We start from the raw sequence: 21,397 nt of genomic DNA on the forward strand, positions 1-21,397 counted from the left end.
CCATTATGCATCGCGCCGTGCGAGTTGCGAAGTGATCACACACCTGTTATCTCTCTGAGCGCCGCTGGACGCCCCAAAATTGTGCCCACTCGGTCCAGTTTGTCCGGCACATGTCTGCTCAGAGTCTTCCCTTGACGAACCCACCGAGCTGCCAGCAGGCAGCATTGAGCCCATGAAAGCCTCCCAGTTCTTCATTTCGACCCAAAAGGAAGCCCCGGCCGACGCCGAAGTGGTGAGCCATCAGCTCATGACGCGCGCCGGCATGATCAAGAAGCTCGGTGCCGGCATCTACAGCTACATGCCCATGGGCTTGCGCGTGATCCAGAAAGTGGAAGCCATCGTGCGCGAGGAGATGAACCGCGCTGGCGCGGTGGAACTGACCATGCCGGTGATCCAGCCGGCCGAGCTGTGGCAGGAGACCGGCCGGTTCGAGAAGATGGGTCCGGAGCTCTTGCGCATCAAGGACCGGCACGACCGCGACTTCATCGTTCAGCCCACCAGCGAAGAGGTGGTGACCGACATCGCACGCCAGGAGCTGCGCAGCTACAAGCAACTGCCGAAAAATTTCTACCAGATCCAGACGAAGTTCCGCGACGAGCGCCGTCCGCGTTTCGGCCTGATGCGCGGGCGCGAATTCATCATGAAGGACGCCTACAGCTTCGACCGCGACGAGGCGGCGGCCAAGGCAAGCTACCAGGTGATGGCTGCAGCCTACCGCCGCATCTTCGATCGTTTCGGTTTGCGCTACCGCGCGGTAGCGGCCGACAGCGGCGCCATCGGCGGCGACCTGAGCGAAGAGTTTCAGGTGATCGCGGCCACGGGCGAAGACGCCATCGTGTATTGCCCGAACAGCGACTACGCGGCCAACATGGAAAAGGCCGAAGCGCTGGCACCCATTGCCGCGCGCGCGGCAGCGGCCAATTCCATGGTCAAGACGCCCACACCGGGCAAGAGCACCTGTGCCGACGTGGCCGACTTGCTGGGCGTGCCGCTGGCGACCACGGTCAAGTCGCTGGTGCTGGCCACCGACGTGGTCAACGAAGCGGGGGAGGTCGTGCGCAGTCAGGTGTGGTTGCTGTTGCTGCGTGGTGACCACGACATGAACGAAGTCAAGGTGAACAAGGTGCCGGGGCTGAGCGCCGGCTTCCGTTTTGCCAGCATCCCTGAAATTGAAGAGCACTTCGGTTGCCGTCCGGGTTACCTGGGTCCGATCGGTTTGAAGAAGCCGGTGAAGCTGGTGGTGGACCGCGAGGTGGCCGTGATGGCCGACTGGATCTGTGGCGCCAACGAGCCCGACTTCCACATGACCGGCGTGAACTGGGGCCGCGACCTGCCCGAGCCCGATGTGGTGGCGGACATCCGCAACGTGGTGGAGGGTGACGCGTCGCCCGACGGTAACGGCCCGCTCGCCATCGAGCGCGGCATCGAGGTGGGCCATGTGTTCTACCTCGGCACCAAGTACAGCCAGGCGATGAGCGCCACTTTCCTGGGTGAAGACGGCAAGCCGGCGCACTTCGAGATGGGTTGCTACGGCATCGGCATCACGCGCTTGCCGGCCGCGGCCATTGAGCAGAACCACGACGAGCGCGGCATCATCTGGCCCGACGCGCTGGCGCCGTTCACCGTGGTGGTGTGCCCCATCGGCATGGACCGCAGCCCGGAAGTGAAGGCGGCAGCCGAACAACTGCACGCCGACCTGGTGGCCGCAGGCATCGACGTGATCCTGGACGACCGGGGCGAGCGTCCAGGGGCCATGTTCGCCGACTGGGAACTCATCGGTGTGCCGCACCGGGTGACCATCGGCGACCGGGGGTTGAAAACCGGACAGGTGGAATACCAGCACCGTCGTGAGTCGGCTGCCACCCCGGTGGCCCTGGCTGAGGTGCTCGCGTTGTTGAAAGGCAAGCTGGGCGCATGAAGCCGCAGGCTTGGTCTCGTCGCGATTGCCTGCTGGGAGCGGTGGCATCGCTGGGGCTGGGTTCGTTGCCCACTTGGGCGCACGCAGGCGGTCAGCTGGAGGAGCCGCTGGCCGACTCGGTGCGCGGTGCGCTCAGCGCTGCCATCGCCAACAGTGCGCCGCCCGTGCCCGAGTTCACCGACCTGGAGAAGCGTCTGGCCTACCTGCGTTGGTTGGGCGCCAGCAGCACGCGGCTGCAGCGCCGCAAGACCGACTTTCAAACCCGCATCGAATTTCTGCAGACCGTGTGGTACGAATCGCGCCGGGCGGGACTGGACATCACGATGGTGATGGGCTTGATTCAGGTGGAGAGTGCTTTCCGGAAGTTCGCCATCTCGCGCGTGGGTGCACGCGGTTACATGCAGATCATGCCTTTCTGGTCGCGCGTGATCGGTGATGGCGACCCCAGCCGGCTCTTCAACATGCAGACCAACTTGCGCTTTGGCTGCGTGATCCTGCGCCATTACCTCGACCGCGAACGCGGCGACACGTTTCTTGCGCTGGGGCGCTACAACGGCAGCCGGGGCCGGGCGGAGTACCCGAACGCGGTGTACGCTGCCGCCAGGAACTGGGCGCACCCGGACGCCTGAACGTCCGGGCGTTCATTGCAGAAACCCGATGCGTGTCTTGCCCGCACCTGCCCTGGGCAGGTCGTCGGGTTCGACGCGGTAGCGGTTGTCCAGCCGCGCATTGCCGAACGCTGTCACCAGCGCCCGGCGCATGTCGCGCGGTGCCAGCACGGCGAGTTGGTCCAACACGTCGTCGGCTGGCTCGGGGTCGAACCGCTGTCCCCAGTCGTGCTCGCCCAGGATGCCGCGGTACAGGTGTGCCGCAATCTTGCGCGCGGCTTCCAGTGTGGGCGGTGCGATTTCGAAGACGTTCATGCGGTTCATGATCGGTTCGGGGATGCTGCGCTCGTTGTTGGCGGTGGTGACCCAGATCACCTGGCTGGCGTCGATCGGCACCTCGGCGAACTCGTCCACGAAGTTCTGCGCCGTGTCGTGCTCCAGCAGGCTGTAGAGCGCGCCCAGCGGATCGTATTGCGCGTCGGCATTCGCTTTGTCGATTTCGTCGACCACGATCACCGGGTTGGCGTATTGGCCGTCCACCAGCGCTTCAAACACCTTGCCCGGCTTCGCGCCTTTCCATTGCGATGAGGAGCCCGACAGCAGCCAGCCCGCCGTCATGGAGCTCATGGGCACGAGACTCATGCTGGTGCCCAGCAGGTCGGCGAGCTGTCGTGCGAAGTGGGTCTTGCCCACGCCGGGCGGGCCGAGCAAGAGGATGGGCGTGACCTCCAGGCTGTCGCGGCTGTCCTGGCTCAGGGCCACGTGGCGCTTCACGTCGTCGAGCACCTCACCAAAGTTGGGCAGCAGGTCGTAGAGCGGGGCCATGTCGGGCACGCCCGAGGGTTTGACGGCGAAGCGCTGTGGACCGCGCTCCAGCATGCGCTGCCAGGTGTTGCGCAGGCTCTCGTATTCGCGCTCGTTGCCGCTGGCCTGCAGTTTGGCCAGCTTGCGCTCGACGTCGTCGGCGCTGAACACGCTGCGCATCTGGGCGATGGGCAGACCAAGTGGGGGTGAAGCGACCAGGCTGCGTGAGCTCATGCGGTTCTCCTTGAAGGTTCGGTGGCAGTTTCATTCAAGCACAAGATGTGCCTGCGCTGAACACCGAAAAGCCCCGTGAAGACCCCGTTGACGGCCGGATTGACCCGGTCCGTGCAAAACCTCGCAGAACCGTCTGAAAGATGGCGGGCGCCAGAAACGACAAAGCCACCCGGAGGTGGCTGGGTTCGGAGGCCCGGTGCTTCAGCCTTGGCCGGTGATGACCTGTTGCAGTTCGCCCGACTGGTACATCTCCATCATGATGTCCGAGCCGCCCACGAACTCGCCCTTGACGTAGAGCTGCGGGATGGTGGGCCAGTTGCTGTATTCCTTGATGCCCTGGCGCACTTCGTCGTCTTCGAGCACGTTCACGGTCTTGAGGGTCTTGGTCTCGACGCCGCAGGCCTTGAGGATCTGGATCGCGCGGCCAGAGAAGCCGCACATGGGGAAACTCGCGTTGCCCTTCATGAACAGCACGATGTCGTTGGATTTGACCAGTTGGTCGATTCGGGTTTGGGCGTCGCTCATGGCTGAAAGGTCCTTCTGCGAATGGGTCTGGACTGACCCGGGAACGGCCTGCATTATCGCTGTTGTGGCCATTGGCCGCCGCTGCAACGCTCGATGGCCGCGAGGTCGGTGCGGCTGCTCACCTGCTCGAAACCGGCGGCTTGCAGCAGGCTGCGCACCGCGGCGGCCTGGTCAAACCCATGTTCGATCAGCAACCAGCCGCCGGGCGCCAGCGCCTGGGGTGCCTGGGCAACGATGGTGCGGATGTCGTCGAGGCCGTCGGCGCCGGCGGTGAGGGCGCTCAGGGGTTCGTGCGCCAGCGCGGCCAGATGCGGGTCGCCCTCGGCGATGTAGGGTGGGTTGGTGACGATCACCTCGAAGCGCTGGCCCGGTACCGCGCCCAGCCACGACCCGGCTCGAAACTGCACGGGCAGCCCGAGGTGCAGTGCGTTCGAGCGGGCGACCGCCAGGGCGTCTTCGCTGGCGTCGGTGGCGCACACCGCCGTCTTGGGGCGCTGCGCGGCGAGGGCCAGTGCGATGGCACCGCTGCCCGTGCCCAGGTCCAGCACGCGGACGGCGTTGTGGGCGGCATCCACCTTCTCCAGCGCCCAGTTCACCAGCGTTTCGGTGTCGGGGCGGGGCACCAGCACGCGCGGGTCTACCTGCAGTTGCAGACCGAAAAACTCCTGGTCGCCTCGCAGGTAGGCCATGGGTTCGCCGCGCTGGCGCCGCTGAACCAGTGCATCCAGGCGCGCAGCTGCCTCAGGTGTCAGCGCCTCACCGTCGTGTGCGATCAACCACGCGCGGTCGTGCAGATCGCGTTGCAGGGCGAGCAGCAGCAGCATTTGCGCATCGAGCCGGCCCAGGCCGCTTTTTTGCAGCGCCGAGAGTGTGTCGCGAACCGAGTTCATGCACCGTTGCGCTGTTCAAGTTCGGCCAGCAGCTCGGTGCCGCGCGCCACCTGCAGTGCGTGGATCACTTCGTCCAGATCCCCCTCCATCACCTGCAGCACTTTGTAGAGCGTGAGGTTGATGCGGTGGTCGGTGATGCGGCCCTGCGGAAAGTTGTAGGTGCGGATGCGGTCGCTGCGGTCGCCGCTGCCGATCAGGCCCTTGCGCGTCGCCGCTTCCCGGGCTTCGCGTTCGATGCGCTCGCGGTCGCGCAGGCGCGCGGCCAGCACGGCCAGCGCCTTGGCCTTGTTGCGGTGCTGCGAGCGGTCGTCCTGGCATTCGGCCACCAGCCCGGTCGGCAGGTGCGTCACGCGCACGGCCGAGTCGGTCTTGTTGATGTGCTGGCCGCCGGCGCCGCTGGCGCGGTAGGTGTCGATGCGCAGCTCGCTCGGGTTGAGTTTGACCGCCTCGGTCTCGTCGGGCTCGGGCATCACGGCCACCGTGGCCGCGCTGGTGTGGATGCGGCCCTGCGTTTCGGTGGCGGGCACGCGCTGCACGCGGTGGCCGCCCGACTCGAAGCGCAGCCGGCCGTAGGCGCCGGGGCCGGACACGCGCAGCACCACCTCCTTGTAGCCACCGAGCTCGCTGGGCGATTCGCTCACCGCTTCAACCTGCCAGCCCTGGCGCTCGGCGTAGCGGGTGTACAGCCGCGCCAGGTCGCCCGCAAACAGCGCCGACTCGTCGCCACCGGTGCCGGCACGGATCTCCACGAAGGCGTTGCGCTCGTCGTCGGGGTCCTTGGGCAAAAGCAGCTGCTGCAGGTCGGTGTCCAGCTGTGCCAGGTCGGTCTGCGCCGAGTCAATTTCTTCGCGGGCCATCTCCGCCATGTCGGCGTCACCCAGCAGGTCGTTGGCCGCAGCCAGGTCGGCTTCGCGCTGCAGGTAGCGGTTGAACACCTCGACCACGGTGGAGGCGTCGGCGTGTTCGCGGCTCAGCGTCTTGAAGCGCTCCATGTTGTCCACCACGTCAGGCGCCGACAGCAAGGCGTCGAGCTCGTGCAGGCGGGCGCGCTGGCGCAGCAAGGTGTCGCGGACGAAGGGTTTCATGGGTGGGGAATGTCGGTGTCGGCGGGTCGGCCATCCGGCGGCATCGAACCGCGGATGACCATGCCCTGGGCAAGCCGCTAGGCCTGCGGATCGCGCGGCGACCGGGCCGAAGATTCGCGCAGGAACAGGCGCGAGACGGTTTGCGCGGTGGCGGCGCGCGCGGCGTTGTCGCCGGTGTGGAGCTCGGCCAGCGTGCCGTGCAGCATTTTCTGGGTGAGGCCCCTGGACAGGGCTTCGAGCACGGCTTCCACCGGCTCGCCTTTGGCCAGCATGCGGCGCGCGCGGGCCAGTTCCACCGCACGCCATTGATCCGCCTGGGCGTTGATCTGCTGGATCAGGGGCACCACGCCGCTGGCGGGGTTGCGCTGCTCCATCCAGTTCATGAAGCTGGCCACGCCGGCGTCGATGATCACCTCGGCCTGGGCCACGGCGGCCTGGCGGTTGTCCTTGCCGGTCTGCACCACCGTGGCCAGGTCGTCCACCGTGTAAAGGTACACGTCGGTCAGCGCTTTCACTTCGAATTCGATGTCGCGCGGCACCGCCAGGTCGACCATGAACATGGGGCGGTAACGGCGCTTCTTGAGCGCGCGCTCCACGGCGCCCAGACCGATGATGGGCAGGGTGCTGGCGGTGCAGCTGATGACGGCGTCGAACTCGTGCAGGCGATCGGGCACGTCGGCCAGGCGGATCACCTGGGCCCCGAAGCGGTTGGCCAGCTTTTCGCCGCGCTCCAGTGTGCGGTTGGCAATCGCCATGCTCTTGGGCGTTTTGGCGGCGAAATGGGTGGCAGCGAGTTCGATCATCTCGCCCGCGCCCACGAACAGGACCCGGATGTCTTTCAAATCTTCAAACAGCTGCGAGGCCAGGCGCACGGCCGCGGCCGTCATGCTGATGGAGTGGGCGCCGATCTCGGTGGAGCTGCGCACTTCCTTGGCCACGGCAAACGAGCGCTGGAACAGCTGGTGCAGCGTGCTGCCCAGTGCGCCGGCGTCGTTGGCGGCGCGCACCGCGTCCTTCATCTGGCCCAGGATCTGCGCTTCGCCCAGCACCATGCTGTCGAGCCCGCTGGCCACGCGAAACGCATGGCGGGCAGCCTGGTCGTCGCGCAGCACATACGCGTGGTCGCGCAGCACGTGCGTGCTCACGCCACCGGTCTGGGCCAGCCAGTCCAGCGTGGGGTCCACGGATGAGGCGTCGCCCGCGCCGTAGAGCTCGGTGCGGTTGCAGGTGGAGAGCAGGGTGGCTTCGGGTTGGCGCGCCAGGCTCTGGCGGTATCCGTTGAGCGTGGGCTGGATCTGGTCAAGGGCAAACGCAAAACGGCCCCGCAGATCGAGCGGAGCCGTGTGATGGTTGATGCCGAGGGTCCAGACAGACATGGCCCGATTATAAAATTGATCGCTTATGCATGTCACTGTCAACTTTCAATGACACTTCTGTCTGTCTTGGCCCACCTGGCGGGTTTTGTGGCGCCCGCGCTCGGCGTGGGTTTGCTGTTGTGGGCCAGTCTGCGCATCCGGCGCAAGGGACGGCCGGGTTTTGGCAGCGCCATGCAACTCGCCCTGCTGTGCCTGGCTGGCATCGGCGTCTTGCTCGCGGGGCTGGCGTACTTTGGCCGCGACGGCCGGATCGCCACCTATGCCGCCCTGGTGCTGGTTCAAGGCACGCTGGCTTGGTGGCTGCGCGGGCGCTGAGCCCACGCGGGTTCAGCGCCCGGGCGCGAACAGCTCCAAGCGGTCTGTGATGATGCCGTCCAACCCCAGGTCGAGCAGGCGCTGGGCAGCCCAGTCGTCGTTCACCGTGTAGGCCAGCATGCGCAAACCGTTTGCGCGGGCGGTGCTCACCAGCGCCGTGTCCCACAGCGCGTGGTTGCAGACGATGGCCACGCATTCGAGCGAACGCGCCACGTCCAGCCAGCCGTCCCACAGCGTGTCCAGCAGCAGGCCGCGCGGCAGCTCGGGCGCGGTGAGCATGGCACCGTGCAAGGCCTCGGGCCGGAACGAGGTGAGCAGCGGTGGCCAGCCTGGCTGGTCTTGCCACAGGCGCTGAGCCGCGGCCGCCACGGCCCGGCCGGTCTGCGCTTCCAGGCCCGGTGTGGGTTTGATCTCGATGTTGAGCGAGCAGGCGTTGGCCTGGCAGAAGCGGGCCACGCCTTCGAGCGTGGCCAGGGGCTCGCCCGCAAAACCGCGCGAGTGCCAGCCGCCGGCGTCGAGCTGGCTCAGCGCGCTCCAGGATTGGTCACCGCCGACACCATGGCCGTTGGTGGTGCGGTTGAGCGTGTCGTCGTGCAGCAGGAACACCACGCCGTCGGCGCTGAGCTTGGCGTCGCATTCGAACATGCGGTAGCCATGCGCCGCGCCCAGCCGGAACGCGGCCAGGGTGTTTTCAGGCGCGAGCTTGCCGGCGCCCCGGTGCGCGATCCACCGCGGATAAGGCCAGGGCCGGATCGGGTCGGTCATGCTCACACCCGCTTGCCTGTCGCCGCGTCAAACCAATGCAGCCGGTCGAGCCGCGGCTGGGCGTGGATGGTGCTGCCCACCACCGGCGCGCCCTGGTCCTCATGGGTGCGGATGATGAGTTTTTCGTCGCCCAGGCGGGCGTGCACCAGGCGTTCGGCGCCGAGCAGCTCCACCGTGTCCACTTGCAGTGCCCAGCCTTCCGTGCCGATGTCGAGGTGCTCGGGGCGCACACCCAGGATCTGGCCGGGCTTGCCACCCGGAGCGTTCTTGAGCAGGTTCATGGGCGGCGAGCCGATGAAGCTGGCCACGAAGGTGGTGGCGGGGCGCGAATACACCTCTTCGGGGGTGCCGAACTGCTCCATGTTGCCGGCGTTCATCACGATCATGCGTTCGGCCAGGGTCATGGCCTCCACCTGGTCGTGCGTGACGAAGAGCGAGGTGATGCCCAATTCACGGTGCAGTTTCTGGATCTCCAGCCGGGTCTGGGCGCGCAGCTTGGCGTCCAGGTTGGAGAGCGGCTCGTCAAACAGGAACACCTGCGGCTGGCGCACGATGGCGCGGCCCATGGCCACGCGCTGGCGCTGGCCGCCCGAGAGTTCGCGCGGCTTGCGCTCCAGCAGGTGCCCCAGCTCCAGGATGCCGGCGGCCTTGTCCACGCGCTGCTTGATCTCGGCGATCGGCACCTTCTTGATCTTCAGGCCGTAGGCCATGTTGTCGAACACGGTCATGTGCGGGTAGAGCGCGTAGTTCTGGAACACCATCGCGATGTCGCGTTCGGCCGGCTCCAGTTCATTGACCACACGCTCGCCGATGCAGATCTCGCCACCGCTGACTTCTTCAAGCCCTGCGACCATGCGCAGCAGGGTGGACTTGCCGCAGCCCGACGGGCCGACGATGACGATGAATTCGCCGTTGGTGATCTCGGCATTGACGCCGTGGATCACTTGCAGCCCGGTCTTGCCGGAGCCATAGCGCTTGACGACGTTGCGCAGGGAAATGGAGGCCATTTTTGTCTTTACTTTTCAGTGTCGACCAGGCCCTTGACGAACCAGCGTTGCATGAAGATCACGACCAGTGCCGGGGGCAGCATGGCCAGGATGGCGGTGGCCATCACCACGTTCCATTCGGTGTACGAATCGCCCGAGATCAGGCGCTTGATGCCCATGACCACCGGGTACATGGACTCGTCGGTGGTCACCAGCAGCGGCCACAAATACTGGTTCCAGCCGTAGATGAACTGGATCACGAACAGCGCGGCGATCGATGTCTTGGACAGTGGCAGCAGCACGTCTTTGAAGAAACGCATGGGGCCCGCGCCGTCCATGCGCGCAGCCTCCACCAGTTCGTCGGGCACGGTCAGGAAGAACTGCCGGAACAGGAAGGTGGCGGTGGCCGAGGCAATCAACGGAACCGTGAGGCCCGCGTAGGTGTTGAGCATCCCGAGGTTGGCCACCACTTCGTAGGTCGGCCCGATCCGCACCTCCACCGGCAGCATCAGGGTGACGAAGATCATCCAGAACACCAGGTTGCGCATCGGGAAGCGGAAGTACACGATGGCGAAGGCAGAGAGCAGCGAGATGGCGATCTTGCCGATGGTGATCACCAGCGCGCTCACCAGACTCACCCACATCATGGGCGCGGCCGCCGCAATGCGGCTGCCGGCTTGCGTTTCGCCGCCAAACAGCGCGGTGCGGTAGGTCTCCAGCATGTTGTTGCCCGGGATGAGCGACATGGGGAAGGCCTGCGCGATCTGCTCGGACGTCTGGGTGGAGCCGATGAAGGTGATGTAGAGCGGGAAGCCGACGATGAGCACGCCGAGGATCAGCACGACGTGGGACAGGACCGTGAGGCCGGGGCGTTTTTCGATCATCAGTACTGCACTTTCTTCTCGACGAAGCGGAACTGGATCACCGTGAGCGTGATGACCACCACCATGAGCACCACCGACTGCGCGGCCGAGCCGCCCATGTCGAGCGCCTTGAAGCCGTCGTAGTAGACCTTGTAGACCAGGATGGCGGTGTCCTTGCCCGGTCCACCTTGGGTGGTGGCGTCGACGATGCCGAAGGTGTCGAAAAAGGCGTAGACGATGTTGATCACCAGCAGGAAGAAGGTGGTGGGTGACAGCAGCGGGAACACAATGGACCAGAAGCGGCGCCACGGGCCCGCACCGTCGATGGCGGCGGCTTCGATCAGCGACTTCGGGATCGATTGCAGGCCGGCCAGGAAGAACAGGAAGTTGTAGGAGATCTGCTTCCAGACGGCGGCTGCCACGATGAGCGTCATGGCGTGGTCGGCGTCCAGCAGGTGGTTCCACTCGATGCCCACCGCGCGCAGGTAGTAGGCCACCACGCCCATGGGCGAAGCGAACATGAACAGCCACAACACGCCGGCCACCACGGGCGCCACGGCATAGGGCCAGATGAGCAGCGTCTTGTAGACCCCCGAGCCCTTGAGCACACGGTCGGCGTACACGGCCAGCAGCAGGGCAATCGACAGACCGATCACCGCCACAAGCAGCGAGAACACCGCGGTGGTGGTGAAGGAGGCGAGGTAGGTGTCGTCGGCCCACAAGCGCCGGAAATTCTCCAGACCCACAAACTCGGTGGACAGACCGAACGGGTCCTGTGTCAACAGGCTTTGGTAGAGCGCCTGGGCGGCCGGCCAGAAAAAGAACACCAGCACGATGGCCATCTGCGGCGCGATCAGCGCCCAGGGCAGCCAAGACGACTTGAACCGAACTCGTTTTTCCATGGGACTTTCAGTGCACAAAGGGTGCGTGTTCAACGAAAAACCCGCCCCGGCCGGGGCTGCCAGCGGTGGGGCGGGTGGGGCGCCTTGCGGGGCCCGGGCGAGATTATCAGGACTTGTTGGCCTTCTGGAATCGCTCCAGCTGTTCGTTGCCGCGTTTGACCGCGGTGTCCAGGGCATCCTTGGCCGACTTTTTGCCAGCCCAGACCTGCTCCAGTTCCTCGTCGTTGATCGTGCGGATCTGAACGAAGTTGCCCAGGCGAATGCCGCGTGACTTGTCGGTGGTCTTGCGGATCATCTGCGTGACCGACACGTCGGTGCCGGGGTTCTGCTTGTAGAAGCCGCTGGTGTCGGTCAGCTTGAACGATTCCAGTGTCACCGGCAGGTAGCCGGTGCGCTGGTGGCTTTTTGCGGCTTCGGCCGGCTTGGACAGGTGGGCGAAGAACTGGGCCACGCCTTGGTACTCGTTGGCCTTCTTGCCCGACATCACCCACAGGCTCGCGCCACCGATCACCGTGTTCTGCGGTGCGCCGGCCACATCGGGGTAGTAGGGCAGGGTGCCGATACCGCTGGCAAATTTGCTGTTGCGCTTGATGTTGCCGTAGAGCGCCGAGGAGCCGGTCGTCATGGCGCACTCGCCCGAGACGAAGGTGGCGTCGGCCGCATTGCCCCGGCCTTTGTAGACGAACAGCCCTGTCTTGGCCATGTTGGCCAGGTTCTCGATGTGGCGCACGTGCAGCGGCGTGTTGAAAGTCAGGCGGGCGTCGATGCCGCGCATGCCGTTGCCCTGGGTCGCGAACTCGGTGTTGTGCCAGGCCGAGAAGCTCTCCAGCTGCGTCCAGCTCACCCAGCTGGTGGTGAACGGGCACTTGTGGCCCGCTGCCTTGAGCTTGCCGGCGGCCAGCGCCACCTCGGGCCAGGTCTTGGGCGGGTTCTCCGGGTCCATGCCGGCCGCCTTGAAGGCGTCCTTGTTGTAATGGAAAACGGGGGTGGAGCTGTTGAAGGGGAAGCTCAGCATCTGACCGTTGGGGGCCGTGTAGTAGCCCGCCACCGCCGGCACGTAGGCGGCCGGGTTGAACGTCACGCCGGCATCGCTCATGACCTTGCCCACCGGCACGATGGCGCCCTTGCTGGCCATCATGGTCGCGGTGCCCACTTCAAACACCTGCAGGATGTGCGGGGCGTTGCCCGAGCGGAAGGCCGCGATGGCGGCGGTCATGGACTCGTCGTAGCTGCCCTTGAAGGTGGGCACGATCTTGTATTGCGTCTGGCTGGCGTTGTAGTCCTTGGCCAGGTCGTTGACCCACTCACCCAGGGCGCCGCCCATGGAGTGCCACCACTGGATCTCTGTCTGGGCGTGGGCCGGCCCGCTCATCAGGGCGGCGAGTGCCAGGGCGGCGGTCGGGGAAAGAAGACGTTTCTGCATGGATGCTCCGGATTGGCTTGCTGTGGGAACGCCGTAGGCTAGGGGACTTTTGTGACAAATCCATTGCAACGGTGTTTCCCGACCGTGACAACGGGGGTTTCCATAAGGGGGGTGGGTGAATGGACCCTGCGGTACCATCTTGGGCTACCCATTGTCACGTTGGCGTCTGCCAGACTCATGAACGCTCCCACACCGCTCTCGCTCTTCGCCGTGGCCACCGAGGAAGCGCCGCGCTTGCGCGAGATCCCCTACAACTACACCTCCTTTTCCGACCGGGAAATCGTCCAGCGTTTGCTGGGCGAGCGGGCCTGGGCCCTGCTGAACGAGCTGCGTGGCGAACGCCGCACCGGCCGCTCGGCCCGCATGTTGTACGAGGTGTTGGGTGACATCTGGGTGGTGCAGCGCAATCCCTACCTGCAAGACGACCTGCTCGACACGCCGAAGCGCCGCAAACAGCTGGTGGACGCCTTGCACCACCGCCTGGGCGAAGTCCAAAAGCGCCGCACGCCACAGGACGATGCCGGTCGCGACGCACTGGTGGTTGAACTGCTGCAAGCCGCCAAGGGCGCCGTGGACGCTTTTTCGCGCTCGTTTGAAGACATGGCGGCGTTGCGCCAGCGCGCCACCAAGGCGCTGCGCAAGCTCACCGCCCACGACAACATCAAGTTCGATGGCCTGTCGCGCGTGTCGCACGTGACCGATGCCACCGACTGGCGCGTCGAATACCCCTTCGTCGTGCTCACGCCCGACACCGAAACAGAAATGGCCCTGCTGGTCAAAGGCTGCTTCGAACTGGGCCTGACCATCATTCCCCGCGGGGGCGGCACCGGCTACACCGGTGGCGCGATCCCGTTGACGTGGAAAAGCGCGGTGATCAACACCGAAAAGCTTGAAGCCATGACCGAGGTGGAGTGGGTGAAGGCGCCCGGCCACGACAAGCCTTTGCCCACCATCTGGACCGAAGCCGGCGTGGTCACGCAGCGCGTGGCCGATGCGGCCGAACGTGCGGGCCACGTGTTCGCGGTGGACCCGACCTCGGCCGAGGCCTCGTGCATCGGCGGCAACATCGCCATGAACGCCGGTGGCAAGAAGGCCGTGCTGTGGGGCACGGCGCTGGACAACCTGCTCAGCTGGCGCATGGTCACGCCCCAGGCCCAGTGGCTCGAAGTCACCCGCCTGGACCACAACCTCGGCAAGATCCACGACGCCGATGTGGCCAGTTTCGAGCTGAAGTATTTCGAGGCCGATGGCAAGACGCCGGTGCGCACCGAGCAACTCGTGATCCCGGGCAAGACCTTCCGCAAGGAAGGCCTCGGCAAGGATGTGACCGACAAGTTCCTGAGCGGCCTGCCCGGCATCCAGAAAGAAGGCTGCGACGGCCTCATCACCAGCGCGCGCTGGGTGGTGCACCGCATGCCCGAGCACGTGCGAACCGTGTGCCTGGAGTTTTTCGGCAACCCGCGCGACTGCGTGCCCTCGATCGTCGAGATCAAGGATTTCATGTTCGCTGAGCAGAAGCGCTCCAGCGTGCTGCTGGCCGGGCTTGAGCACCTGGACGACCGCTACCTGAAGGCCGTGGGTTACGCCACCAAGAGCAAGAAGGGCAACGGCAGCCTGCCCAAGATGGTGTTGATTGGTGACATCGTGGGCGACGATGCCGACGACGTGGCGCGCGCCACCAGCGAGGTGATCCGCATCGCCAACTCGCGCAGCGGCGAAGGCTTCGTGGCCATCAGCGCCGAAGCGCGCAAAAAGTTCTGGCTTGACCGCAAACGCACCGCGGCCATCAGCAAGCACACCAACGCCTTCAAGATCAACGAAGACGTGGTGATCCCGCTGCCGCGCATGGGCGAGTACACCGAGGGCATCGAGCGCATCAACATCGAGCTCTCGCTGCGCAACAAGATCAAGCTGGCCGATGCGCTGGAGGCCTTCTTCGCCAAAGGCCAGTTGCCGCTGGGCAAGACCGACGACGCCAACGACATCCCCAGCGCCGAGCTGCTCGAAGACCGCGTGCAACAAGCCCTGGTGCTGGTGCGCGAGGTGCGCGCGCTGTGGGCCGGCTGGTTGAGCGACGTGGACACGCTGTTCCCGCAACTCCAAGACCACCGCCTGCGCGCCAGCTGGAAAACCCAGCTGCGTGGACCGCTGCAGCAGATCTTCACCGGGGCCGCTTTCGGTGCGGTGCTGGAAGAGTGCACCGCCATCCACAAACGCGTGCTCAAGGGCCGCGTCTGGGCAGCGCTGCACATGCACGCGGGCGACGGCAACGTGCACACCAACCTGCCGGTCAACAGCGACGACTACGAGATGCTGCAGACGGCACACGAAGCCGTGGGCCGCATCATGGTGCTGGCGCGCAGCCTGGACGGCGTGATCTCCGGCGAGCACGGCATCGGCATCACCAAGCTGGAGTTCCTCACCGACGAAGAGCTGCGCCCGTTCGCCGAGTACAAGGGCCGCGTCGACCCCGAAGGCCGCTTCAACAAAGGCAAGTTGCTGCGCCAGGGCGTGGGCAATGACACCCAGTTGCGCAGTGCCGACCTCTCACACGCCTACACGCCGAGCTTCGGCCTGATGGGGCACGAGTCGCTGATCATGCAGCAGAGCGACATCGGCGCCATCGCCGATTCGGTCAAGGACTGCCTGCGCTGCGGCAAGTGCAAACCGGTTTGTGCCACCCACGTGCCGCGCGCCAACCTGCTCTACAGCCCGCGCAACAAGATCCTGGCCACGTCGCTGCTGGTGGAAGCCTTCCTGTACGAAGAGCAGACGCGCCGAGGCATCAGCATCAAGCACTGGGAAGAGTTCGAGGACGTGGCCGACCACTGCACGGTGTGCCACAAGTGCCTGAGCCCCTGCCCGGTCAAGATCGACTTTGGCGACGTGACCATGAACATGCGCAACCTGTTGCGCAAGATGGGCCAGAAGAGTTTCCGTCCGGGCAATGCCGCGGCCATGTTTTTCCTGAACGCCACCAACCCCGAGACCATCAAGTTCATGCGCTCGGCCATGGTGGACGTGGGCTTCAAGGCCCAGCGCATGGCCAACCAGCTCTTGAAGAAGGTTGCGCGCAAGCAGACCAGCGCACCGCCGGCCACCCTGGGCGCGGCTCCCATCAAGGAGCAGGTGATCCACTTCATCAACAAGAAGATGCCCGGTGGCCTGCCCAAAAAGACCGCGCGCGCCTTGCTGGACATTGAGGACAAGGACTACGTGCCCATCATCCGCAACCCGGTGGGCACCACGGCAGAAACCGAGGCGGTGTTCTATTTCCCCGGTTGCGGCTCCGAGCGCCTGTTCAGCCAGGTGGGTCTGGCCACGCAGGCCATGCTGTGGCATGCCGGCGTGCAAACCGTGTTGCCGCCGGGTTACTTGTGCTGCGGGTATCCGCAGCGCGGCAGCGGTCAGTTCGACAAGGCCGAGAAGATCATCACCGACAACCGCGTGCTGTTCCACCGCGTGGCCAACACGCTGAACTACCTCGACATCAAGACCGTGGTGGTGAGCTGCGGCACCTGCTACGACCAGCTCCAGGGCTACGAATTCGACAAGATCTTCCCCGGTTGCCGCATCATCGACATCCACGAATACCTGCTTGAAAAAGGCATCACCTTGCCGGCCGGCCAGGGCGGATACCTCTACCACGACCCCTGCCACAGCCCCATGAAGCTGCAGGAGCCGATGAAGACGGTGAAGGCGCTGGTCGGAGACAACGTGCTGGAGAGCAAACGCTGCTGCGGTGAGTCGGGCACGCTGGGCGTGACCCGGCCCGACATCTCCACCCAGATCCGCTTCCGCAAGGAAGAGGAGCTGCAAAAGGGCGAAGCCGCCCTGCGCGCCGCCGGCACCGTGGGAGCGCAGGACAACGTGAAAATCCTCACCTCGTGCCCGAGCTGCCTGCAAGGCCTCAGCCGCTATGGCGACGACCTCAACAACGGCCTGTTGGAGGCCGACTACATCGTCGTCGAGATGGCGCGCCAGATCCTGGGCGAAGACTGGTTGCCCACCTACGTGGCCCAGGCCAACGACGGTGGCATCGAACGCGTGCTGGTCTGACCTCACAACACACAAGAGACAACACCCATGGCCGGACTCGACAAGAACACCCCCTCGCCGCAATCCATCACGCTGCACCAGCAGTCGCGCGTGCTCGAAATCGGCTTTTCGGACGGACAGGAATTCAAGATTCCGTTCGAGCTGATGCGCGTGTACTCGCCCTCGGCGGAAGTGCAGGGCCATGGCCCGGGACAGGAAGTGCTGCAGACCGGCAAACGCGAAGTGGGCATCGTCGCGCTGGAGCCGGTGGGCAACTACGCCGTGCAGCCCACGTTCTCCGACGGCCACAGTTCGGGCATCTTTTCCTGGGACCTGCTGTACTTTCTGGGTTCCAAGCAGGCCGATCTGTGGGCCGACTACACCGCGCGGCTGGCGGCTGCGGGCATGGAGCGCGATGCACCCATGTTGGACAAGGGCGGCCACGCCTGCGGCAGCCACTGAAGGCCCGCCATGGCAGACACCCATTTCGGTTTCAAGACGGTTGACGAGCGCGAGAAGGCGTCTCGCGTGCGCAGCGTGTTCGACTCGGTCGCGCCCAAGTACGACGTGATGAACGACCTCATGTCGGCCGGCCTGCACCGCCTCTGGAAACGCTACACGCTCACCGTGGCCAACCCGCAGCCGGGCCAGCAGGTGCTCGACATCGCGGGCGGCACGGGCGACCTGTCGCTGGCTTTTGCCAGAAAAGTGGGCCCGACAGGGCGGGTGGTTCACACCGACATCAACGAGGCGATGTTGCGCGAAGGCCGCACGCGCCTGCTCGACATGGGGGTGGTGCTCCCGACCCTGGTGTGCGACGCGGAGAAGCTCCCGTTCGCGAGTGAATCGTTCGATTTCGTGTCGGTGGCCTTCGGTCTGCGCAACATGACGAACAAGGAAAACGCCCTGGCCGAGATGCACCGCACACTCAAGCCGGGGGGCAAGCTGCTGGTGCTGGAGTTTTCCCGGGTGGCGAAGCCGCTCGAAAAAGCTTATGACTGGTACTCGTTCAACGTGCTGCCCAAACTGGGCAAGCTGGTGGCCAACGACGAGGACAGCTACCGCTACCTCGCCGAGTCCATCCGCATGCACCCGGGGCAGGAAGCGTTGCGGCACATGATGCGCGGTGTGGGCTTTGGCCATGTGGATGTGCACAACCTGAGCGCAGGCGTCGTGGCGCTGCATGTGGGCATCAAGTGCTGATCGCGGTTCGGATGATGGATTGAAGGAGACAGGGACATGAACACGTTGTGGTCGGTGATGTTGGTGTGCGCGATGGCGCTGGGCTCGCAAGATGTCTGGGCCAAGCGCCTGGGAGGCGGCGTGTCGATCGGCAAGCAGTCGGGCAACGTCACGCAGCGCAGCACGGCGCCCACGCAGCAAGCTGCGCCGGCCACCACGCAAAACGCCGCGGCCCGTCCGGCCACCGCCAGTCCGGCGGCGGCGGCCGCACCCAAGCGTCCGTGGGGTGCCATGCTCGGCGGTCTGGCAGCGGGCCTGGGCCTGGCCTGGCTGGCGTCGGCGCTGGGCTTTGGCGAAGGCTTTGCCCAGTTCCTGATGTTCGCCCTGCTGGCCGCCGTGGTCGTGGCGGTGATCGGCATGCTGATGCGCCGCCGCGCGGCGGCCAACGGCTCCGGCAATCTGGCATACCAGAACGCCAGTGGCCCGCTCACCCAATCGGGCAGTTCCCAGTTCGACCCGGCCACGCCGCGCAGCTACTTGCCGCAGAACGTGGGCAACGACGCCTCGGCCCGTCCCTGGGAGCGCAGCGGCCCCGCTTCGCTCGACACCGCCCAGCCGTCGGCCCCGGGTGGCTCCATGATCGGTGCCGCGCTGATGGGGCGCCAGACCTGGGGCGTACCCGCCGGTTTTGACGCCGAGGGCTTCCTGAAGGCTTCCAAGGCCAATTTCGTGAGTCTGCAGGACGCGTGGGACCGCTCCGACATCCCGAGTCTGCGCGCCATGATGACCGACGGCATGCTGGAGCAGATCCGCACCCAGCTGGCCGAACGCGAGGCCACCACCGGTGTGAGCGTCAACAAGACCGACGTCGTCATGCTCGACGCCCAGTTGCTGGGCATCGAGGAACTGGACGGCGAGTACATGGCCAGTGTGGAGTTTTCGGGCTTGATCCGCGAAGACGCGTCCTCGGGACCGAACCCGTTCCGCGAAGTCTGGAACATCACGCGGCCCAAAGCCGGCTCCGGTGGTTGGCTGGTGGCCGGCGTGCAGGCTCTGCAGTAAGGGCCGCAGCCGGGCACAAGACCCGGCCCCGTCAGGGCAATGGCCGATGCCATCGCCCGAGGGGTTTTATCCGTCAAAATCGGGTGGTCATGAAAAATGAACCACCCGTTTCTCCTTCTGGCCCGGGCCCTTCCGGCGCTTCTCCCCTGAACTTCCTGCAGTCCTTGCTGGGCTCGATCCGCCCGCCCGACTGGGTCGTGGACGAGCTGCAGAACCGTCTGGTGCTGTTTCTCAACCATGTGTTGATGCAGGAGCCAGCGGCGCAAGACCGCTTGAAGCGCCAGAAGGGCAAGCCCGTGCGCATCCAGTGGGGCGACTTCAACCTGACACTGGCGCCCACCGCGGCTGGTTTGCTGGAACGTTGTGAAGCCGACGTCAAGCCCGAGCTCAGCGTCACACTCACCCAGACCTCGCCGCTGGAGCTGGCGCAGAGTGTGTTGGCTGGTCAGAAACCGGGCGTGGACATTCAAGGTGATGTGCAACTGGCGGCGGAGGTGGCCTGGCTGGTGGACAACGTGCGCTGGGATGTGGAGGAGGACCTCTCCCGGGTGGTGGGCGACGCCACTGCGCACACCATCGCGAGGTTTGCACGCGCAGCTTCCCAGGCGGTCAAGGCGTTCGTGGCCCGCATGCCCGCGGGCTTTCCACCGAAGAATCCCTTCGCCAGCGCACCCGCGTCGGACGCCGGCGTGTCGCCGCGCGACGGCGGTCCCAGCGCATGACGCGGCTGTTTCGCGGCGCGTTCATCGTCTGGGTGGTCTTGCGCTACGGGCTGGACGAGCTGGTGCTCTCCAGCTTCCAGCGTCCGGGCATCCGCCTGCTCACCCGCATCGTCTCCATCGGGCGCAACCTGGATGCACCGCGCGGCGAGCGGCTGCGCCAGGCGCTGGAGCGTCTGGGTCCGATCTTCGTGAAGTTCGGCCAGGTGCTTTCGACCCGCCGCGACCTGTTGCCGCCCGACATCGCCGACGAACTCGCCCGTCTCCAGGACCGTGTGCCGCCGTTTCCCAGCGAAGTGGCCGTGGCGAGCATCGAGCGCGCTTTCGGCAAACCGCTGACCGAGGTCTTCAGCCACTTCGAGCAGGTGCCGGTGGCCAGCGCCTCCATCGCCCAGGTGCACTTTGCGACCTTGCGCGACGGCCGACACGGTGGACGCGAGGTGGCGGTGAAGGTGCTGCGGCCCAACATGGTGACCGTGATCGACAAGGACCTGAGCCTCATGCGCATGATGGCGGGCTGGGTCGAGCGGCTGTCGGCCGACGGCAAGCGTCTCAAGCCACGCGAGGTGGTGGGCGAATTCGACAAGTACCTGCACGAAGAGCTGGACTTGCTGCGCGAGGCGTCCAACGCCGCCCAGCTGCGCCGCAACATGCAGGGCCTCGATCTGGTGCTGATCCCCGAAATGCTCTGGGACTACTGCCACACCGAGGTGATGGTGATGGAGCGCATGTACGGTCTGCCCATCAACCGGGTCGACGAGCTGCGCAAACTCGGCGTGGACATTCCGAAGCTGGCGCGCGATGGCGTGACCCTGTTCTTCACCCAGGTCTTCCGCGACGGCTTTTTTCACGCCGACATGCACCCCGGCAACATCCAGGTGAGCACGGCACCGGCCACGTTCGGGCGCTACATCTCGCTGGATTTCGGCATCGTTGGCACCCTCACCGAGTTCGACAAGGAATACCTCGCGCAAAACTTCACGGCCTTCTTCCGCCGGGACTACAAGCGCGTGGCCGAGCTGCACATCGAGTCGGGCTGGGTGCCGTCCAGCACGCGGGTGGACGAGCTCGAATCCGCCATCCGCGCGGTGTGCGAGCCTTACTTTGACCGCCCGCTCAAGGAAATTTCGCTCGGGCTGGTGCTCATGCGCCTCTTCCAGACCTCGCGCCGTTTTCAGGTGGAGATCCAGCCGCAGCTCGTCTTGTTGCAGAAAACCCTGCTCAACATCGAGGGTCTGGGGCGCGAGCTCGACCCCGAGCTCGACCTGTGGAACACCGCCAAGCCTTTTCTCGAGAAATGGATGATCGAGCAGGTCGGCCCGCAGAAGCTGCTGCAGCAGCTCAAGGCCGAGGCACCCCAATACGCGAAATTGTTGCCCGCCTTGCCGCGCCTGATCAACGACTATTTGCAGCACAAGCCACACGAACTGCGGCGCGAACTTGACAGCCTGCTGGTCGAGCAGCGCCGCACCAACCGCCTGCTCCAAGCCATCCTGTACGGCGCGCTGGGTTTCCTGCTCGGCCTGATCGTGATGCAGGTACTGGTGCGCGTGCGCCTCTGGTGAATGCCGACGCCCGGCAGGGCGCCTGATACCCCCTCAATTTATAATGACGGGTTTTGTTCCACTTCCCGCAAGGGAACGCGGCGCGCCCGCCGGGCGCTTGCCTCTGCGGGACGTCCCCCCTCTTCATCAGGTTCACG

The 21,397-nt window shown here is 65.5% G+C and carries 19 protein-coding genes; 9 read left to right on the forward strand and 10 right to left on the reverse strand.

What is annotated here, in order from left to right; genetic code table 11:
- Positions 1 to 172: 172 nt before the first annotated feature.
- A complete protein-coding gene (locus tag Q1W68_RS02200; RefSeq protein WP_300715499.1) occupies positions 173 to 1,918 on the forward strand; it encodes a proline--tRNA ligase in 1,746 nt (581 codons plus the stop codon).
- A complete protein-coding gene (locus Q1W68_RS02205; protein WP_300649684.1) occupies positions 1,915 to 2,547 on the forward strand; it encodes a lytic transglycosylase domain-containing protein in 633 nt (210 codons plus the stop codon). Before Q1W68_RS02200 ends, Q1W68_RS02205 begins: the two co-directional genes overlap by 4 nt.
- Before the next feature lie 12 nt (positions 2,548 to 2,559).
- On the opposite strand, the gene Q1W68_RS02210 is transcribed toward Q1W68_RS02205, so the two are convergent.
- The 5 genes from Q1W68_RS02210 to hemA form a co-directional block, all read right to left on the reverse strand.
- Positions 2,560 to 3,564, reverse strand: coding sequence for an AAA family ATPase (locus Q1W68_RS02210; protein ID WP_300649685.1), 1,005 nt, complete (start codon positions 3,562 to 3,564; stop codon positions 2,560 to 2,562).
- Positions 3,565 to 3,765: 201 nt separating this feature from the next.
- Positions 3,766 to 4,089, reverse strand: a complete 324-nt coding sequence (gene grxD, locus Q1W68_RS02215) for a Grx4 family monothiol glutaredoxin (RefSeq protein ID WP_300649687.1) — start codon at positions 4,087 to 4,089, stop codon at positions 3,766 to 3,768.
- 53 nt (positions 4,090 to 4,142) lie between these two features.
- Entirely contained in the window at positions 4,143 to 4,979 is an 837-nt protein-coding gene (gene prmC / locus Q1W68_RS02220; protein WP_300715500.1) for a peptide chain release factor N(5)-glutamine methyltransferase, read from the reverse strand.
- On the reverse strand, positions 4,976 to 6,064 hold the full coding sequence (gene prfA, locus Q1W68_RS02225; protein ID WP_300715501.1) for a peptide chain release factor 1: 1,089 nt from the start codon (positions 6,062 to 6,064) through the stop codon (positions 4,976 to 4,978). The genes prmC and prfA overlap by 4 nt, the downstream gene beginning before the upstream one ends.
- A gap of 77 nt (positions 6,065 to 6,141) precedes the next feature.
- Positions 6,142 to 7,440, reverse strand: coding sequence for a glutamyl-tRNA reductase (gene hemA / locus Q1W68_RS02230; protein WP_300715502.1), 1,299 nt, complete (start codon positions 7,438 to 7,440; stop codon positions 6,142 to 6,144).
- Between the two features lie 48 nt (positions 7,441 to 7,488).
- Between hemA and Q1W68_RS02235 the strand changes: the two genes are divergently transcribed.
- The gene (locus tag Q1W68_RS02235) at positions 7,489 to 7,755 is read left to right on the forward strand and encodes a hypothetical protein (protein ID WP_300715503.1); all 267 of its coding nucleotides are present in this window, start codon (positions 7,489 to 7,491) and stop codon (positions 7,753 to 7,755) included.
- Between the two features lie 12 nt (positions 7,756 to 7,767).
- Here Q1W68_RS02235 and ugpQ read toward each other — a convergent pair whose 3' ends face one another.
- The 5 genes from ugpQ to ugpB form a co-directional block, all read right to left on the reverse strand.
- Positions 7,768 to 8,520, reverse strand: coding sequence for a glycerophosphodiester phosphodiesterase (gene ugpQ, locus Q1W68_RS02240; RefSeq protein WP_300715504.1), 753 nt, complete (start codon positions 8,518 to 8,520; stop codon positions 7,768 to 7,770).
- A 2-nt stretch (positions 8,521 to 8,522) separates the two neighbouring features.
- Positions 8,523 to 9,527, reverse strand: a complete 1,005-nt coding sequence (gene ugpC, locus Q1W68_RS02245; RefSeq protein ID WP_300715505.1) for a sn-glycerol-3-phosphate ABC transporter ATP-binding protein UgpC — start codon at positions 9,525 to 9,527, stop codon at positions 8,523 to 8,525.
- A gap of 8 nt (positions 9,528 to 9,535) precedes the next feature.
- On the reverse strand, positions 9,536 to 10,390 hold the full coding sequence (gene ugpE / locus Q1W68_RS02250) for a sn-glycerol-3-phosphate ABC transporter permease UgpE (protein ID WP_300655113.1): 855 nt from the start codon (positions 10,388 to 10,390) through the stop codon (positions 9,536 to 9,538).
- Positions 10,390 to 11,271 carry a sn-glycerol-3-phosphate ABC transporter permease UgpA gene (gene ugpA / locus Q1W68_RS02255; RefSeq protein WP_300655111.1) on the reverse strand — a complete coding sequence of 294 codons (882 nt, stop codon included), beginning with the start codon at positions 11,269 to 11,271 and terminating at the stop codon, positions 10,390 to 10,392. Before ugpA ends, ugpE begins: the two co-directional genes overlap by 1 nt.
- Positions 11,272 to 11,377: 106 nt before the next feature.
- Entirely contained in the window at positions 11,378 to 12,694 is a 1,317-nt protein-coding gene (gene ugpB / locus Q1W68_RS02260; RefSeq protein ID WP_300655108.1) for a sn-glycerol-3-phosphate ABC transporter substrate-binding protein UgpB, read from the reverse strand.
- Positions 12,695 to 12,871: 177 nt separating this feature from the next.
- Here ugpB and Q1W68_RS02265 point away from each other — a divergent pair, with 177 nt between their 5' ends.
- From Q1W68_RS02265 to ubiB, 6 genes are all read left to right on the forward strand, one after another.
- Entirely contained in the window at positions 12,872 to 16,753 is a 3,882-nt protein-coding gene (locus Q1W68_RS02265; protein WP_300715506.1) for an FAD/FMN-binding oxidoreductase, read from the forward strand.
- A 27-nt stretch (positions 16,754 to 16,780) separates the two neighbouring features.
- Entirely contained in the window at positions 16,781 to 17,194 is a 414-nt protein-coding gene (locus Q1W68_RS02270) for a DUF971 domain-containing protein (protein ID WP_300649449.1), read from the forward strand.
- A 9-nt stretch (positions 17,195 to 17,203) separates the two neighbouring features.
- A complete protein-coding gene (gene ubiE, locus Q1W68_RS02275; RefSeq protein WP_300715507.1) occupies positions 17,204 to 17,935 on the forward strand; it encodes a bifunctional demethylmenaquinone methyltransferase/2-methoxy-6-polyprenyl-1,4-benzoquinol methylase UbiE in 732 nt (243 codons plus the stop codon).
- Positions 17,936 to 17,971: 36 nt separating this feature from the next.
- The gene (locus Q1W68_RS02280; protein ID WP_300649446.1) at positions 17,972 to 18,976 is read left to right on the forward strand and encodes a Tim44-like domain-containing protein; all 1,005 of its coding nucleotides are present in this window, start codon (positions 17,972 to 17,974) and stop codon (positions 18,974 to 18,976) included.
- Between the two features lie 89 nt (positions 18,977 to 19,065).
- The gene (locus tag Q1W68_RS02285; RefSeq protein ID WP_300649444.1) at positions 19,066 to 19,698 is read left to right on the forward strand and encodes a hypothetical protein; all 633 of its coding nucleotides are present in this window, start codon (positions 19,066 to 19,068) and stop codon (positions 19,696 to 19,698) included.
- Positions 19,695 to 21,260 carry a ubiquinone biosynthesis regulatory protein kinase UbiB gene (gene ubiB, locus Q1W68_RS02290; RefSeq protein ID WP_300715508.1) on the forward strand — a complete coding sequence of 522 codons (1,566 nt, stop codon included), beginning with the start codon at positions 19,695 to 19,697 and terminating at the stop codon, positions 21,258 to 21,260. The genes Q1W68_RS02285 and ubiB overlap by 4 nt, the downstream gene beginning before the upstream one ends.
- The last annotated feature ends 137 nt before the right edge of the window (positions 21,261 to 21,397 follow it).

It is taken from the genome of Hydrogenophaga sp., assembly GCF_030158645.1.
GTDB lineage: Bacteria > Pseudomonadota > Gammaproteobacteria > Burkholderiales > Burkholderiaceae_C > Hydrogenophaga.

Bases quoted from the DNA above. Each gene is read 5' to 3' on its own strand.
- Q1W68_RS02200 (WP_300715499.1), top strand. From the start codon at position 173: ATGAAAGCCTCCCAGTTCTTCATTTCGACCCAAAAGGAAGCCCCGGCC.
- Q1W68_RS02205 (WP_300649684.1), top strand. From the start codon at position 1,915: ATGAAGCCGCAGGCTTGGTCTCGTCGCGATTGCCTGCTGGGAGCGGTG.
- Q1W68_RS02210 (WP_300649685.1), bottom strand. From the start codon at position 3,564: ATGAGCTCACGCAGCCTGGTCGCTTCACCCCCACTTGGTCTGCCCATC.
- grxD (WP_300649687.1), bottom strand. From the start codon at position 4,089: ATGAGCGACGCCCAAACCCGAATCGACCAACTGGTCAAATCCAACGAC.
- prmC (WP_300715500.1), bottom strand. From the start codon at position 4,979: ATGAACTCGGTTCGCGACACACTCTCGGCGCTGCAAAAAAGCGGCCTG.
- prfA (WP_300715501.1), bottom strand. From the start codon at position 6,064: ATGAAACCCTTCGTCCGCGACACCTTGCTGCGCCAGCGCGCCCGCCTG.
- hemA (WP_300715502.1), bottom strand. From the start codon at position 7,440: ATGTCTGTCTGGACCCTCGGCATCAACCATCACACGGCTCCGCTCGAT.
- Q1W68_RS02235 (WP_300715503.1), top strand. From the start codon at position 7,489: ATGACACTTCTGTCTGTCTTGGCCCACCTGGCGGGTTTTGTGGCGCCC.
- ugpQ (WP_300715504.1), bottom strand. From the start codon at position 8,520: ATGACCGACCCGATCCGGCCCTGGCCTTATCCGCGGTGGATCGCGCAC.
- ugpC (WP_300715505.1), bottom strand. From the start codon at position 9,527: ATGGCCTCCATTTCCCTGCGCAACGTCGTCAAGCGCTATGGCTCCGGC.
- ugpE (WP_300655113.1), bottom strand. From the start codon at position 10,390: ATGATCGAAAAACGCCCCGGCCTCACGGTCCTGTCCCACGTCGTGCTG.
- ugpA (WP_300655111.1), bottom strand. From the start codon at position 11,271: ATGGAAAAACGAGTTCGGTTCAAGTCGTCTTGGCTGCCCTGGGCGCTG.
- ugpB (WP_300655108.1), bottom strand. From the start codon at position 12,694: ATGCAGAAACGTCTTCTTTCCCCGACCGCCGCCCTGGCACTCGCCGCC.
- Q1W68_RS02265 (WP_300715506.1), top strand. From the start codon at position 12,872: ATGAACGCTCCCACACCGCTCTCGCTCTTCGCCGTGGCCACCGAGGAA.
- Q1W68_RS02270 (WP_300649449.1), top strand. From the start codon at position 16,781: ATGGCCGGACTCGACAAGAACACCCCCTCGCCGCAATCCATCACGCTG.
- ubiE (WP_300715507.1), top strand. From the start codon at position 17,204: ATGGCAGACACCCATTTCGGTTTCAAGACGGTTGACGAGCGCGAGAAG.
- Q1W68_RS02280 (WP_300649446.1), top strand. From the start codon at position 17,972: ATGAACACGTTGTGGTCGGTGATGTTGGTGTGCGCGATGGCGCTGGGC.
- Q1W68_RS02285 (WP_300649444.1), top strand. From the start codon at position 19,066: ATGAAAAATGAACCACCCGTTTCTCCTTCTGGCCCGGGCCCTTCCGGC.
- ubiB (WP_300715508.1), top strand. From the start codon at position 19,695: ATGACGCGGCTGTTTCGCGGCGCGTTCATCGTCTGGGTGGTCTTGCGC.